This is a genomic window from Cellulosimicrobium sp. 72-3 (assembly GCF_013127315.1).
Taxonomy (GTDB): Bacteria; Actinomycetota; Actinomycetes; order Actinomycetales; family Cellulomonadaceae; genus Cellulosimicrobium; species Cellulosimicrobium funkei.
This window is the reverse complement of record NZ_CP053419.1, coordinates 4,171,958-4,186,818: the sequence shown is the minus strand read 5'-3', so window position 1 is coordinate 4,186,818 and position 14,861 is coordinate 4,171,958. Positions and strand designations below refer to the sequence as shown.

Below are 14,861 nucleotides of genomic sequence, written 5' to 3'. Positions count from 1 at the left end.
CCGCAAGGGCCGTTCCAGTCCCGGGGGAGCGAGGGGCGCATGTCGATCGAGGAGCTCGAGGAGAGCTACGGGGGACCGGGGCCGTCGGGGTTCGACCGGACGCCGCCCCAGGACGTCGCCGCCGAGATGAGCGTGCTCGGCGGCATGCTGCTGTCGAAGGACGCCATCGCGGACGTCATCGAGCAGATCCGCGGCTCCGACTTCTACCGCCCGGCGCACGAGATCGTCTACGAGTCGATCATCGACCTCTACGGTCGGGGCGAGCCCGCCGACGCCATCACCGTCGTCGCGGAGCTGACCAAGCGCGGCGAGCTCCAGCGCATCGGCGGCGCGCCCTACATCCACGACCTCATGGCCGGCGTGCCGACCGCCGCCAACGCCGGGTACTACGCGCGCATCGTCCGCGAGCGTGCGGTCCTCCGCCGTCTCGTCGAGGCGGGCACGCGCATCGTGCAGCTCGGCTACGCGACCGACGGCGGCGACGTCGACGAGATCGTCAACAACGCCCAGGCCGAGGTCTACGCCGTGACGGAGCGGCGCACGACGGAGGACTACCTCCCCCTCGCCGAGATCCTCGGGCCCACGTTCGACGAGATCGAGGCCGCCCAGGGGCGCGGCGAGGGCATGACCGGCGTCCCTACCGGCTACTCCGACTTCGACCGGCTCACCAACGGCCTGCACCCCGGCCAGATGATCGTCGTCGCGGCGCGCCCGGCCATTGGAAAATCCGTCTTAGGAATCAATGTTGCGACGCACGCCGCGGTGCACCACCAAATGGCGGCCGTCATCTTCTCCCTGGAGATGAGCCGCAACGAGATCACGATGCGTCTGCTCGCCGCCGAGGCGAAGGTGCCGCTCACGCGGATGCGTTCCGGGAAGATGGACGAGCAGGACTGGCAGAAGCTCGCCTCGACGATGGGGAAGGTCGCCGAGGCTCCGCTGTTCATCGACGACTCGCCGAACATGTCGCTCATGGAGATCCGGGCCAAGTGCCGACGGCTCAAGCAGCGCCATGACCTCAAGCTCGTCGTCATCGACTACCTCCAGCTCATGAGCTCCGGCAAGCGCGTCGAGTCGCGCCAGCAGGAGGTCTCGGAGTTCTCGCGTGCGCTCAAGCTGCTGGCGAAGGAGCTCGAGGTTCCTGTCATCGCGATCTCGCAGCTGAACCGTGGTCCGGAGCAGCGTGGCGACAAGAAGCCGCAGATGAGCGATCTTCGTGAAAGTGGGTCTATCGAGCAGGATGCTGACGTCGTGATCCTTTTGCACCGCGAAGACGCCTATGAAAAAGAATCGCCCCGAGCGGGCGAGGCGGACCTGATCGTCGCTAAGCACAGAAATGGTCCGACCGACACGATTACCGTCGCGTTCCAAGGTCATTACCAACGCTTCGCGGACATGCAGATGTAGCCGCTTGGGTGTTTCGCGTCTGTCGAGATTCCGGCTCAGTGGCCATCACATGCCTGATGAACTCGTAAGCCGCTCCGACGGCTCTCCGTGATCGAAACGCCCTGGAACGTGTGGCAAGACCGCTCCGCCTCGTTCGGGAGAACACCGCCGGGAGCTATCGACAACGAGGGCGCCTCTCGACGCACACCTGCGGGCTCAAGCCGGTGGTCCGAGAGAGAGATCGGCGATCCGCGGCCGTGGCATGCCGTCGCCAGGCTGCCTTTCCACCATGCTGCTCAGGGCGCGACGCGCCATCGACGAGCCGTCTGAGCCCGCTGGGAGAGCATCACCGACACGAGGGCAAGGATCACCACCCCCGTGTTGGCGGCGAGGGTGCCCGCCCAGGTCGTCGGCGGGATGCCGAGGGTGAAGCTGGCGGCGTTGAACACCGTGTGGGTGAGGATGCACAGGAGCACCCCGTTCGTGCCCGCCACCCGGAAGATCGCGCCGTAGAGGAAGCGGAACGCCATGACCTGGACCGCGAACATCCAGAAATCGATCTGACCGGACTCGTGGTTCGTGCCGGGGATGAAGAAGAGCGGCACGTGCCAGAGGAGCCAGACGATCCCGACCACCAGCGAGGACGGGACGAACCCCCACCGCCGATCGAGCCCGGGTTGCAGCGCGGTCATCCAGCCGGCCTCCTCCATGCCGCCGATGACGAGGTTGCCCGGCAGGGACAGGAAGAACATGAACCACGGGAGCGCGTGCGCGGAGGGGCCGGAGACCAGCAGGTGGAGCGCGAAGTACAGGGCGAGCGCGGAGAGGGCGAGCAGAAACCCCGCGGGACGGCCACGGACGGCGAAGACGAGCCACAACCACTCCCGGAGGCCTGAGACCCTGCGGTTCGCTCGCAGGACGACGTAGGAGGCGATCGCCGGCGAGAGGATGTAGAGCGCGAACGGCACGTTCGCCAGGAGCTCGGGAACCGTGGTGACGACGTTGTTCACCTCGTAGCCGAAGCGGGCCGCCACGATCAGACCGCCGGAGAGCCCGTAGGCGATCAGGAACGTGAGCGTCACGAACTGGCGAGCGATCCGTGCGTCCGTCACCCCGCAACGATAGGGCCGGCACCGAAGGCGGACGCCGCTCGTCCAGGAGCGCGGCACGACGTGGGCGCGAGGGGCCCGGACTTCAGCCGCACGTCGTCGGTGGGCACGGTCGTCCGGTCGCTGCTGCGGACGAGGTGCGGTCGGGACGGCGGGTCGTCGTCCGCCGTCAGCCCGCGACCGCCATGCGCGCGAGCGCCTGGACGGCGCGCTCCGTGACGACCGCGAGCGACGCGCCGACGTGGTGGTGCAGGGCGGTGCGGGCCTCGGGGAGCCGGTCGGCGAGCACGAGCTCGAGGATCCGGACGTGCTCGTCGACGGTGCTGCGGACGCGCTCGTCCTCGACGAAGTCGTACCGCCGCACGGCGCGCACCTTCTCGTTGACCTCCACGAGCGCCTCGGTGATCCGCTCGTTCCCGGCCGCGCGGGACAGCGCCGTGTGGAATTGCTCGTCGAGCAGCACGAAGCCGGGGTCCGGTCGGGGAGGTGCGGCGCGGAGCTCGACCCACCGCGCGAGCTCGGCGCGCAGCACGTCCGTGTCGTGGCGCAGCCCCGGGTTCTCGATGACGCGGTCGATCCCTCGGAGCTCGAGGGTCGCGCGCAGCTCGTCGAGGTCGCGCAGCTCGGCCAGGCTCGGCACGACGACGGCGTACCCGAAGTCGGTGCGCTCGACGAGTCCGTCGGACAGCAGGCGGGACAGCGCCTCGCGCACGGGGGTGCGTGAGACGCCGAACCGTCGGCCGAGCTTGGGCTCGGTGAGCCGTTCGCGGGGGTCGACGCGCCCGTCGAGGATCTCGCCCCGCAGGCGTGCGTACACGGCGTCGCGCAGCGAGGTGGTGGCTCGTTCCGACGCGGTGACGACGTCCGTGCGGGCGCCCGGGTCGTCGGCCCGGGCCCCGGCCCGTGCTCTCACCGTCCGCACGCGCCGTGCCGTCGGTCGCCGCCGGTGGCCACCCACCGCCCCGCGAGCACGGTGCCTACACCGCCATCGCCGCGCGCACGCTGTGCTCGGCGGCCTCGCCGCCCGCGCCGCGGCTCGTCACGCGCCCGGACTGCAGGACGACGTAGTCGCGTGCCGCGCCGAGCGCGAACCCGACGTGCTGCTCGACGAGCAGCACGGACAGCCCGCCCGCGTCGGTGAGCGTGAGGATCGCGTCCTCGATCTCCGTGACGACGGACGGCTGGATGCCCTCGGTGGGCTCGTCGAGCACGAGCACGCGCGGGCCGGTGAGGAGGGCCCGCGCGATGGCGAGCTGCTGGCGCTGCCCGCCGGACAGGAGCCCCGCCCGCCGGCCGAGCAGCCCGCGCAGGGCGGGGAACAGGTCGAGCGCCTCGTCGAGGCGGCGCGGCCCCTCGCGCGACGTGTCGGCGACGAGCTGGAGGTTCTCCCGCGCCGTGAGGTCGCCGAACGACTGCTGCCCCTGCGGCACGTACGCGAGACCGCGCCGCACGCGCTGGTGGGTCGGGAGGCGGGTGAGGTCCTCGCCGTCGAGCACGACGCTCCCCGACCGAGCCTTGAGCAGCCCGAGCGCGGTGCGCAGGAGCGTCGTCTTGCCGGCGCCGTTGTGCCCGAGCACGGCGGCGACGCCACCGGCGGGCACGGTGACGTCGACGCCGTGGAGCACCATGGTCCGGCCGTAGCCGGCGTGCAGGCCCGTGAGCTCGAGCATCACGCCTCCTTCTCGTCGGTCGTCGGGGCCGACGACGTCGGCGCCGCACCCCGTCGTCGGGCGCCGCGGGTCGCGCCCGCGCTGCCGAGGTAGACCTCCTGCACGCGCGGGTCGGCCTGGACCTCGGCGTAGGTGCCCTCGGCGAGCACCTGCCCGAGGTGCAGCACGGTCACCGACGACGCGAACGCCCGCAGGAACTCCATGTCGTGCTCGACGACCACGACGGTCCGCTGGGCGCCGATGCGTCGCAGCAGCTCTCCCGTCTGCTCGCGCTCGGCCTGGCTCATGCCGGCGACGGGCTCGTCGAGGAGCAGCAGCCGCGCGTCCTGGACGAGCAGCATGCCGATCTCGAGCCACTGCTTCTGCCCGTGCGCGAGGATCCCCGCCTGGACGTCGCGCAGGTGGGCGAGCCCGACGGTCTCCAGCGCCTGCTCGACGGCCGCGGGGGTCGAGGACCGGCGGCGCAGCAGCGTGAGCGGGCCCCGGCCGGCGCCGGCCGCGATGTCGAGGTTCTGCAGCACGCTCAGCTCCTCGAAGACGCTCGCGGTCTGGAACGTGCGCCCGACGCCCGCCCGCGCGATGCGGTGCGTCTTCTTCCCGAGGAGCTCGACGCCCCCGAACTGCACCGAGCCGGACGCCGTGGCGAGACCGGTGATCGCGTCGACGATCGTCGTCTTGCCCGCGCCGTTGGGCCCGATGAGGAAGCGCAGGTCGCCCGCGGTGACGGTGAGGTCGACGCCCTGGACGGCGACGAACCCGTCGAACTCGACGCGCAGCCCCCGGACCTGGAGGTAGTCGTGGCGGAAGCGCGAGTCGTCGACGCCGAGGACGGCCTGCGCGGCCTCCAGGTCGAGGCCGTCGCCCGCGACGCCGGTCTCGAGGACGGCGGCGCCGAGCGCCTCCACGTCGGTCGCCGCGTTCGCCGCGTCCGCGGCGGGCTCGGTGGGTCGGGTGGTCATGCGGTCCTCCCGGTGGTCGCGGGGTCGTGGTCGACGGCGGTCGTCCCCGCGGTGGCCGACCCGCCCGCGGTGGTGCCGCCGCCCGGGCGAGCGTCCTCCGAGGCGGCGTCGCCGGCCGGGGTGGGGCCGTCGTCGGGCACGGGGGTGGCGCGCGACCGGCGCCATCGCGTGAACAGCTCGGCGAGGCCGCCGGGCAGGAACGCGACGACGAGGATGAACAGCGCGCCCTGCGCGTAGATCCAGCCGGACGGGAACGTCTCGGACAGGCTCGTCTGTGCCCAGCTCACGGCGACGGACCCGAGCACCGGCCCGAGCAGGGTGGCCCGGCCGCCGATCGCGACCCCGATGAGGAAGCCGATCGACGGCACGACCCCCACGTCGGCGGGCGAGACGATCCCGACGATCGGCACGAACAGCGCACCGCCCACGGCGGCCATGAAGGCGGCGACGGCGTACGCGACGACCTTGACCTTCGCGGGGTCATAGCCGAGGAACCGCACGCGGTTCTCCTGGTCGCGCACGGCGACGAGCAGCTCGCCGAACCGCGACACCATGAGCTGGCGCGCGACCGCGACCATGACGAGGAGGGCCCCGGCGGCGAGGAAGAAGAGCATCCGCTTGTTCACGGGGTCGGCGAGGTCGTACCCGAAGAACGAGCGGAACCCGTTGAGGCCGTTGGTGCCGCCCGTCGTCGCCTGCTGGCCGACGAGGAGGATCGCGAACGCGGCGGCGAGCGCCTGCGAGAGGATCGCGAAGTACGCGCCCCGCACGCGCCGCGTGAAGACGGCGAACCCGAGCAGCGCGGCGAGGCCCGCGGGTACGACCACGATGGCGAGGATCGTCACGACGGGCGACCGGAACGGCTCCCACCAGCCCGGGACCTCGCCCGAGCCGTAGAGCATCATGAAGTCCGGGACGCCGTCCGGCCCGGCGTCCGCGAGCTTGAGGTGCATCGCCATGAGGTACGCACCGAGGCCGAAGAACACGCCCTGGCCGAGCGTGAGCATCCCGCCGCGGCCCCACGCGAGCCCGATGCCGACGGCGACCATGGCGAGGCACAGGAACTTCCCCAGCAGGCCGAGCCGGAACGTGGACAGCGTCGCGGGCGCGACGGCGAACAGCAGGACCGCGGCGACGGCGAACCCGACGACGACGCGGGCGCGCGACGAGCGGTACAGGGCGGTGAGCCGGGACGTGCTCCCGGTCGTGGCGGCGCTCATGCGAGGCTCCTCGTCCGGACCGACACGAGGCCCTGGGGTCGCACCTGGAGGAAGACGACGATGACGACGAACACGAGCACCTTGGCGATGCTCGCCGTCGTCGAGTACTCGAAGGTGGCCTGGAGCAGCCCGAGCGCGAACGCGGCGACGACGGTGCCCTTGATCTGCCCGATGCCGCCGGCCACGACGACGAGGAACGCGTCGACGACGTAGCTCGTGCCGAGCGTGGGCCCGATGGACCCGAGCAGGGTGAGCGCGACGCCCGCGATCCCCGCGAGGCCCGAGCCGACGAAGAACGTGAGGCGGTCCGTCGCACGGGTGGAGACCCCGCTCGCCTCGGCGAGGTCGCGGTTCTGCACGACGGCGCGGATCCGCCGCCCGAGCGGCGTCACCTTGAGCACGACGGCCAGCGCGACGACCGCGACGACGGCGAGCGCCAGGATGAACACGCGCGTCCTCGGGACGGCGAGGCCGAACAGGTCGACGGCGCCGCTCAGCCAGGCGGGGGCACGCACGTCGACGTTCGGGGCGCCGAACACGTCGCGCGCGACCTGCTGGAGCACGAGCGCGACGCCCCAGGTCACGAGCAGGGTGTCGAGCGGCCGCTTGTACATGCGGTGGATGAGCGTCGCCTCGAGCAGCAGGCCCAGCAGCCCGCCGACGAGGAACCCGAGCGGCAGCGACACGAGGAGCGAGAGCCCGGCGTTCCCGACGACCCCCTGCACGACGAACGCCGTGTAGGCGCCCGCCATCATGAACTCGCCGTGCGCCATGTTGATGACGCCCATCTGACCGAACGTGAGCGCCAGCCCGAGGGCGGCGAGGAGCAGGACCGAGCCGAGGCTCAGGCCCGCGAAGAGCTGCGAGAACAGCACGTCCATGGGCGTTCGTGCCTTCCGGTGGGTGCGGAGGAGGACGGGTGACGTGACCGCCGAGGTGGGGGGCGGGGGTGCGCGTGCCGGGTCGTGGCGGGTCTGGCCGAGGGAGACTCCGTAGTGAGCTTGCGAACGGAGGAGGATCCCGACCGAGAACACGGGAGCCCGCGAGGAACGAGCGGGCGGATGGTAGACCCGGCACGCGCACCCCCGGTCCCCACCGGACTCAGCGGGTCGGGAGCGACGAGGTCGTCAGGAGAGGCCCTCGGCCCAGTCGTAGCCCTCGAGGTACGGGTCGGGCTCGATCGGCTCGCCCGAGCTCCACTCGGTGTAGATGAGGCCGTCGGGGCCGATCTTGCCGATGAGCGCGGTCTTGGCGACGTGGTGGTTGTCCCCGTCCACGGTGACGGAGCCCTCCGGCGCGTCGAAGGTGACGCCGTCGGCGGCCTCCTGGACGTCGGCGACGTCGAACGACTCGGCCTTCTCGACCATGCCCTTCCACAGGTAGAGCGACGTGTACGCGGCCTCCATCGGGTCCGACGTCACGCGGTCGGCGCCGTACTTCGCCTGGAACGCCTCGACGAACGTGGTGTTCTCCGGGCTGTCGATGGTCTGGTAGTAGTTCCAGGCCGTGAGCTGGCCCTCGACGTTCTCGATGCCGACGCCGCCGACCTCCTCCTCGGCGATCGACACCGACACGACGGGCATCGTGTCCGGGCCGAGCCCGGCGTTCTTGTACTCCTTGAAGAACGCGACGTTGGAGTCGCCGTTGAGCGTGTTGAACACGGCGTCCGCTCCGGCGGACCTCACCTTGTTGACGATCGTGGAGAAGTCGGTGTGGCCGAGGGGCGCGTACTCCTCGCCGAGGACCTCGATGCCGTGGGCCTCCGCGTAGGCGTTGATGATCTTGTTCGCGGTGCGGGGGAAGACGTAGTCGGAGCCGACGAGGAAGATCGACGTGACGCCCTGCTCCTCGAGGTAGTCGAGCGCGGGGACGATCTGCTGGTTCGTCGTCGCGCCGGTGTAGAAGATGTTGGGCGACGACTCGAGGCCCTCGTACTGGACGGGGTAGAACAGCAGGGAGTCCTGCGCCTCGAAGACGGGGAGCATCGCCTTGCGCGACGCGGAGGTCCAGCCGCCGAACACCGCGGCGACGCAGTCGCTCGTGATGAGCTTCTCCGCCTTCTCCGCGAAGACGGTGGGCTCGGACTGCCCGTCCTCCTGGACGATCTCGAGCTGCTTGCCGAGCACGCCGCCGTCGGCGTTGATCTCCTCCGCCGCGAGGGCGAGCGAGTCGGCGACGGTCTGCTCGGAGATCGCCATCGTGCCGGAGAGCGAGTTGAGGAAGCCGATCTTGACGGTGTCGCCGGAGGTGTCGACGCAGCTCTCGGCGGCGCTGGTCGTGGAGCCCCCGCCCTCGCCGGCCTCCGTCCTCGCGCCGCACGCGGTGAGCGTGAGCGCGAGCGCGACGAGGGCGGCGGCCGGGGCGAGACGGGTCGTGGCGCGTGAAGGTGTCACGAGGGTCCTTTCAGCGGGTTCTCACAGCGGGGTTCTCGGCGGGTGCCGACGGCTGCCGGACGGGCGGCCGCTCCTCGCGGGCTCCGGGTACGGGCGCGTATACGGCCGTGCGCCCTGCGCGGTGCCCACGGTCGTCGACGCTAGTGACGGCGTGTTTCGGGTGTTCTGCCCGGGTTGTTAACGGGGCGTGTCAGGCAGTCACGATCCGGTCACGCCGACCCGGGCGGTGCGACGGCCGGCGGCGCGCAGGCCCGCGCCCAGCACGCCGACGGTCAGCGCGACGACGAGCACGACGCCGACGAGCCCTGCGACGCCGACGAAGATCCCGCCGACCTCGCCGTAGTCCGCGAGGGGTGCGCCCGCGAACGCGTGGTCGCGCGCTGCGTCGGCGAACCCGACCGACTCGGCGGTCGCCTCGAGCCCGTCGGGCGTCGCCGCGGCAAACGACGACACGACGACGGCGGCGAGCAGCGCCCCGGTGCCGAGGGCGAGGACGGCGCGCCGCACCGCGGCGAGGGGGGCGGACGGCGCGAGCGCCGGGGCCCGGCGGCCCTCGACGGCCGCGGCGCCCGGCGCGACGGCGAGCACGAGGCCGACGACGCCGGCCGTGATGAGCGCCTCGCCGAGCCCGACGAGGAGGTGCACGCCGAGCATCTGGCCGACGAGCTCGCCGACCGGGACCGGCACGGTCCCGCCGACGGCGAAGAGGCCTGCGAACACCGCGGCGGACACCGGGACGCTCACGAGCGCGCCGGCGCCGGCGGCGGCCGCGGCGCCCCGGCCGCGCGTCGCGCGGAGCACCCCGCGCGTCACCGCCCAGCCGACGAGCGTCCCGACGACGGCCATGAGGAGCACGTTCGTGCCCAGGGCGGTGAGCCCGCCGTCGGCGAACACGAGCGCCTGCACGAGCAGCACGGCGGTCACGGACAGGACGCCGAGCCACGGCCCGACGAGCGCCGCCGCGAGCGCCCCGCCCATGAGGTGCCCGCTCGTGCCGGCGGCGACGGGGTAGTTGAGCATCTGCACGGCGAAGACGAACCCGGTCGTCGCGGCCGTGAGCGCGACGCGCCGGGGCGTGAGGTCCTCGCGTGCCCGGTACGCGGCGTACCCGACGGCGGCGAGGGACACGACGGCGGTGGTCGCCGACGTGGGGTCGTCGAGGAAGTGGTCGGGGACGTGCATGTCAGGCTCCTGTCGTCAGCAGTGCGGTGCGGTGGTCGGGGAGGCCGAGGTCAGGGAGGCCGCGCGTGGCGCGCGCGGCCGCCGCCCAGGCGGTGACGACGCCGTCGGTGCCGGCGTCGTGGGTGCTCGCCCCCAGGTGGCGGACGACGGCGCCCGGGCCGTCGAGGTCGAGCCACAGGGGGCCGGACGGGGCGGCGGCGTGCGCCGCGGGCGGCCGGGCGCCCAGGCACAGCACCGAGTCGACGACGCGGGCGTCACCGAGGATCCCGGGCAGCGCCCGGTCGTCGCCGAGGTCGAGGTCCTCGACGAAGAGCTCGCGCGCCTGCCGGGGCGTGCCCCCTGCATCTGGTGACTCTCGCGGGGCCCCGGTCTCGTCGGTGGCCCGGGTGCGCGAGCGCAGGCGCCCGCCCCGCTCGCCGGTCCGGCCGAGCACGAGCGTCTCGCGGAGCAGCGCGACGGCGCTCCTGCCGAGGCGCACGTCGGTGCGCCGGTCGACGTCGGCCCCGTCCGCGACGACGAACGGCAGCGCGTCCCAGACGAGGAGGCCGTCGTCGTCCACCCGGACCGCGACGTCCCAGGACGCGGACCGGCCGCGCCCGGCGTACGCGACGGTGCCCGACACCTCGACGAGCTCGACCTCGACGCCGCGCCCGACGTGCACCTCGACCCGGACGCGGTCGCCGCCCAGGAGCAGCGCGCGCGTCGCGACGAGCGCGATGCGCACCGTCGTGGGGCTCGCGGACAGCACGCGCGGGCTCAGCGCGCCGGGGCGCAGGTCGCAGCGCACGCGGCCGCCCTCGCGGTACGCCCCGACGCGCGTCACGTCGTCCACGTGCGGCCCGTCGCCCGGGGTCAGCCGCGCCCGGGCGCGGTCACCGGCTCCGCGGCTGCGGCGTCGTGCTCGTGGGCGGGGGAGTGGCCGTCGTGGGCGGGCGCGTGGTCGTGCGGGGCGTCGCCCTCACCGTGGGTGTGGAGGAACCCGCCGCCGTCCTCGTCGGCGTGGAAGTGGGGCGCCATCGGGCCCGGGTCCTGCGGCACGTGCGCACCGGCCCGGTGCGCCGCGAGGAGCGTCTGCACCCACGTCGTGAGCGTGTCGATCGACTCGCGGTCGAGGCGCGAGAGCGCGAGCACGGGGGCGCCGTCGCGCGCGGCCGTCGCGTCGAGGACCATGCGCGGGACGTCCACCCCCACGTACGGGGCGAGGTCGGTCTTGTTGACGACGAGCAGGTCAGCCCGGGCGATCCCCGGTCCGCCCTTGCGCGCGACGTCGCCGCCCCCGGCGACGTCGAGCACGAAGATCTGCGCGTCGACGAGCGCGGGCGAGAAGGTGGCGGTGAGGTTGTCGCCGCCGGACTCGACGAGCACGACGTCGAGCGGCGCAAAGTCCTCCTCGAGGTCCTCGACGGCGAGGAGGTTGGCGGTGACGTCGTCGCGGATCGCGGTGTGCGGGCACGCGCCGGTCTCGACCGCGCGGATGCGCTCGGGGTCGAGCACGCCCGCGGAGCGCAGGAACCGCGCGTCCTCGTCCGTGTAGATGTCGTTGGTGATGACCCCGAGCCGCAGCACCTCGGACAGCTCGCGGCACAGGAGCGCGATGAGCGAGCTCTTGCCGGTGCCGACGGGGCCGGCGACGCCGAGGCGCAGCGAGCGGGTCGTGGGGGTCGTGGCGGTCGGGGCGTCGGGCAGGTTCTCAGGCACTGAACAGCCTCTCGGTGGTGCGGGCGTGGGTCTCGGCCCACTGCTCGACGAGCGGTGCGCCGTGCGCGGGGATCGCGCGGGGGTCGGTCAGGGGGGCGACGTCGTGGGCGAGCGCGTCGATCGCGGCCTGGGACGCGACGACCCAGCCCGTCGCGACGACCGGGTCGACGGGCTCGAGCTTGAGCGTGGCCGCGGCGACGGTCTGCACGTCCTCGTACCCGACGAGGCGCGCGACCTGCAGCGCGGACAGCCCCGCGCAGGCGGCCGTCACCCCGAGCACCAGGGGGCGCGGGGGCTGCGGCGCCCGGCGGCCCGACGGCGGTCGGTCGCCCGGACCACCGCGTCCCTCGTCCGCGGGGCGCGCGGCGGCGACGAGCGCCGCCGCCGCGTCGAGCGCGGCGACCGCGGGGTGCCCCGCCCACAGGCGGCGCAGGAGCCGGAGGTAGCCCCGGCCGAGCCGCTGCGACGTCTCGCGGAGCGCGGGCGACGGCGTCCGCGCCGCCCACGCGACCCAGGTGTCGGCGAGGGCGACCGCGACGGGCGGGGGGCCGTCGTCGGGCGCGAGCGCCGCGTGCCGCGCGACGACGGCGGTCGCGGCCTCGGTGCGCGTGACGGTGGCCAGGCGGGCGCGCACGTAGTCGGGGACGTGCGCGGCAGGCATCCCGGCGCGCAGCGCGGGCTCGAGGCCCGCGGACTGCGTGTGGCCGCCGGTCGGCAGCCGCGCGTCGGCGAGGAGCGCGAGCATGAGCTCGGCGCGCCCGTCGGCGTCGTGGCGGGGGAGGGCGTCCATGTCAGAACAGCGAGTAGAGCTGCGCGAGGGGCAGCCGGTCGGCGGGGGCGGGCACGACGAGCTCGCCGTCGACCTCGATCGCGAACGACTCGGGGTCGATGTCGATCCGGGGCAGGTAGTCGTTGTTCCGCATCTGGGCCTTCCCGACGTCGCGCGTCCCGGCCACGGGCAGGAGCGTCCGGGCCAGGCCGAGCCGCTCCGCGAGGCCGTCGTCGAGCGCGGCGGGCGACACGAACGACACGGACACGTCGGCCCCGATCGCGTCGGCGAGCGCGGGCCGCATGAGCACGGGCTGCGGCGACGGGATGGACGCGTTGGGGTCGCCCAGCGCGCCCCACACGAGCGCCCCGCCCTTCATGACGACACTCGGCCGCACGCCGAACAGCTTCGGCTCCCACAGCACCAGGTCGGCGAGCTTGCCGGGCTCGACGGACCCGACGTGCGCGTCGATCCCGTGCGCGACGGCCGGGTTGATCGTGTACTTCGCGACGTAGCGCCGGGCGCGCAGGTTGTCGGCCGGCAGGACAGGACCGGGGGCGCCGCCGGGGATCGGGCCGCGCCGCGCCTTCATGACGTGCGCCACCTGCCACGTCCGCGTCACGACCTCGCCGATGCGCCCCATGGCCTGAGCGTCGGACGACGTGATCGAGATGGCGCCGAGGTCGTGCAGCACGTCCTCGGCGGCGATCGTGGTCCCGCGGATGCGCGACTCGGCGAACGCGAGGTCCTCCGCCACCTGCGGGTTGAGGTGGTGGCACACCATGAGCATGTCCAGGTGCTCGGCGACGGTGTTCACCGTGTGCGGGAGGGTGGGGTTCGTCGAGCCGGGGATGACGTTCGGGTGGCTCGCGACGGTGAGGATGTCGGGCGCGTGCCCGCCGCCCGCGCCCTCGGCGTGGAACGCGTGGATCGAGCGGCCGCCGATCGCCCGGAGGGTCGACTCGACGAACCCCGCCTCGTTGAGCGAGTCGGAGTGGAGCGCGACCTGCAGGCCCCAGTCGTCGGCGGCCCGGAGCGCGGCGTCGATCGCCGCGGGCGTGGACCCCCAGTCCTCGTGCACCTTGTAGCCGCCCGCGCCGGCCATCGCCTGCTCGCGCAGACCCTCGGCGCTCACGGTGTTCCCCTTGCCGAGCAGCAGCACGTTCACGGGGAGCCGGTCGAGCGAGCGGTGGATCGCCTCTAGGTGCCAGGCGCCGGGCGTGACCGTCGTGGCCTTCGTGCCCTCGCTCGGGCCGGTGCCGCCGCCCGCGACCGTCGTGATGCCCGTGGCGAGCGCCTCGACGACCTGCGACGGCGAGATGAGGTGCACGTGCGAGTCGATGCCGCCCGCGGTGAGGATCCGGCCCTCGCCGCTCACGACGTCCGTGCTCGGGCCGATGTGCAGGTCGGGGTGCACGCCGTCCGCGATGTCGGGGTTGCCCGCGCGGCCGAGCGCGACGATCCGCCCGTCGCGGACGCCGACGTCCGTCTTGACGACGCCCCACCAGTCCAGCACGACGGCGTTGGTGATCACCGTGTCGAGCGCGCCCTCGGCGCGGGTCGTCGTGCCCTGGGCCATCGACTCGCGGATCGACTTCCCGCCGCCGAACACGACCTCCTCGCCCCCGAAGGTGCGGTCCTCCTCGACCTCGATCCACAGGTCCGTGTCGCCGAGGCGCACCTGGTCGCCCGTCGTCGGGCCGTAGAGCGCGACGTAGCGCTCGCGGGAGATCGCGACCATGCGTCAGTCCTCCTCGGGTGCGGTGGGGTCCAGGGCGCCGCCGTCGGGCTTGCCGCGCTGGAGACCGGGGACGCGTCGTCGGCCGCGCAGCGCGACGGCGTGGACCTCGGCGGACGCGCCGGGCTCGAACCGCCGCGACGTGCCGGACGGCACGTCCAGCCGGAAGCCGTGCGCCGCCGCGCGGTCGAGGTCGAGCGCCGCGTTGGCGTCGGGCAGGTGGAGGTGGGAGCCGATCTGCACGGGCCGGTCGCCCGTGTTCGTCACGACGAGGGTCACGCGCTCGTCGTCCGAGCGGTCGGCGTTGAGGACGAGCGGCACGTCCTCCGCGCCCTCCCGGAGCCGGATCGCGCCCGGTCCCGAGGTGCTGATGCCTGCCATGCCTCGCCGTCCTCTCGTCGTGCGTCGCGTCGCCGGGACCGGCTCAGGCGATGGGCTGGTGGATGGTGACGAGCTTGCGCCCGTCGGGGAACGTCGCCTCGACCTGGACGTCGGGCAGCATCTCCGCGACGCCCTCCATCACCTCGTCGCGGCCCAGCACGGCGCGCCCGGAGACCATGAGCTCCTCCACGGCGGCCCCCTCGCGGGCCCGCTCGATCACCCACGTCGTCAGGAGGGCGACCGTCTCCGGGTAGTTGAGCAGGACGCCGCGCTCGCGCCGGTCGCGGGCGACCATGCCCGCGACGGCGAGCAGCAGCTTCTCGGTGTCGGCGGGCGTCAGGTGCATGGCGGCGATC

Annotated in this window: 15 protein-coding genes; 1 reads left to right on the top strand and 14 read right to left on the bottom strand. The window is 73.5% G+C overall.

What is annotated here, in order from left to right:
- Positions 1 to 39: 39 nt before the first annotated feature.
- Positions 40 to 1,407 carry a replicative DNA helicase gene (gene dnaB, locus HKK73_RS18695; RefSeq protein WP_021479895.1) on the top strand — a complete coding sequence of 456 codons (1,368 nt, stop codon included), beginning with the start codon at positions 40 to 42 and terminating at the stop codon, positions 1,405 to 1,407.
- 275 nt (positions 1,408 to 1,682) lie between these two features.
- On the opposite strand, the gene HKK73_RS18690 is transcribed toward dnaB, so the two are convergent.
- The 14 genes from HKK73_RS18690 to HKK73_RS18625 form a co-directional block, all read right to left on the bottom strand.
- Positions 1,683 to 2,498 (bottom strand): CPBP family intramembrane glutamic endopeptidase, encoded by an 816-nt coding sequence (locus tag HKK73_RS18690; protein WP_043653599.1) that lies wholly within the window; start codon positions 2,496 to 2,498, stop codon positions 1,683 to 1,685.
- 166 nt (positions 2,499 to 2,664) lie between these two features.
- Positions 2,665 to 3,408: a GntR family transcriptional regulator gene (locus HKK73_RS18685; RefSeq protein ID WP_081599916.1), complete on the bottom strand. Its 744-nt coding sequence runs from the start codon at positions 3,406 to 3,408 to the stop codon at positions 2,665 to 2,667.
- Positions 3,409 to 3,472: 64 nt separating this feature from the next.
- Positions 3,473 to 4,165: an urea ABC transporter ATP-binding subunit UrtE gene (urtE, locus tag HKK73_RS18680; RefSeq protein ID WP_061268117.1), complete on the bottom strand. Its 693-nt coding sequence runs from the start codon at positions 4,163 to 4,165 to the stop codon at positions 3,473 to 3,475.
- A complete protein-coding gene (urtD, locus tag HKK73_RS18675) occupies positions 4,165 to 5,124 on the bottom strand; it encodes an urea ABC transporter ATP-binding protein UrtD (RefSeq protein WP_171468616.1) in 960 nt (319 codons plus the stop codon). The genes urtE and urtD overlap by 1 nt, the downstream gene beginning before the upstream one ends.
- Positions 5,121 to 6,344, bottom strand: a complete 1,224-nt coding sequence (urtC, locus tag HKK73_RS18670; protein WP_051027948.1) for an urea ABC transporter permease subunit UrtC — start codon at positions 6,342 to 6,344, stop codon at positions 5,121 to 5,123. The genes urtD and urtC overlap by 4 nt, the downstream gene beginning before the upstream one ends.
- Positions 6,341 to 7,225: an urea ABC transporter permease subunit UrtB gene (urtB, locus tag HKK73_RS18665; protein ID WP_043653602.1), complete on the bottom strand. Its 885-nt coding sequence runs from the start codon at positions 7,223 to 7,225 to the stop codon at positions 6,341 to 6,343. Before urtB ends, urtC begins: the two co-directional genes overlap by 4 nt.
- A 246-nt stretch (positions 7,226 to 7,471) precedes the next feature.
- Entirely contained in the window at positions 7,472 to 8,737 is a 1,266-nt protein-coding gene (urtA, locus tag HKK73_RS18660; protein WP_043653604.1) for an urea ABC transporter substrate-binding protein, read from the bottom strand.
- Between the two features lie 198 nt (positions 8,738 to 8,935).
- Complete coding sequence (locus tag HKK73_RS18655; protein ID WP_085386975.1) at positions 8,936 to 9,919, bottom strand: energy-coupling factor ABC transporter permease; 984 nt, start codon at positions 9,917 to 9,919, stop codon at positions 8,936 to 8,938.
- 1 nt (position 9,920) lies between these two features.
- Positions 9,921 to 10,751 carry an urease accessory protein UreD gene (locus tag HKK73_RS18650; RefSeq protein WP_051028734.1) on the bottom strand — a complete coding sequence of 277 codons (831 nt, stop codon included), beginning with the start codon at positions 10,749 to 10,751 and terminating at the stop codon, positions 9,921 to 9,923.
- Between the two features lie 20 nt (positions 10,752 to 10,771).
- Entirely contained in the window at positions 10,772 to 11,617 is an 846-nt protein-coding gene (gene ureG, locus HKK73_RS18645; RefSeq protein WP_085951389.1) for an urease accessory protein UreG, read from the bottom strand.
- Positions 11,610 to 12,407 carry an urease accessory protein UreF gene (locus tag HKK73_RS18640; protein ID WP_171468615.1) on the bottom strand — a complete coding sequence of 266 codons (798 nt, stop codon included), beginning with the start codon at positions 12,405 to 12,407 and terminating at the stop codon, positions 11,610 to 11,612. The genes ureG and HKK73_RS18640 overlap by 8 nt, the downstream gene beginning before the upstream one ends.
- Before the next feature lies 1 nt (position 12,408).
- A complete protein-coding gene (locus tag HKK73_RS18635; protein ID WP_043654665.1) occupies positions 12,409 to 14,127 on the bottom strand; it encodes an urease subunit alpha in 1,719 nt (572 codons plus the stop codon).
- 3 nt (positions 14,128 to 14,130) lie between these two features.
- Positions 14,131 to 14,505 (bottom strand): urease subunit beta, encoded by a 375-nt coding sequence (gene ureB / locus HKK73_RS18630; protein WP_043654668.1) that lies wholly within the window; start codon positions 14,503 to 14,505, stop codon positions 14,131 to 14,133.
- 43 nt (positions 14,506 to 14,548) lie between these two features.
- Complete coding sequence (locus tag HKK73_RS18625) at positions 14,549 to 14,851, bottom strand: urease subunit gamma (protein WP_043654671.1); 303 nt, start codon at positions 14,849 to 14,851, stop codon at positions 14,549 to 14,551.
- Positions 14,852 to 14,861 lie beyond the last annotated feature (10 nt).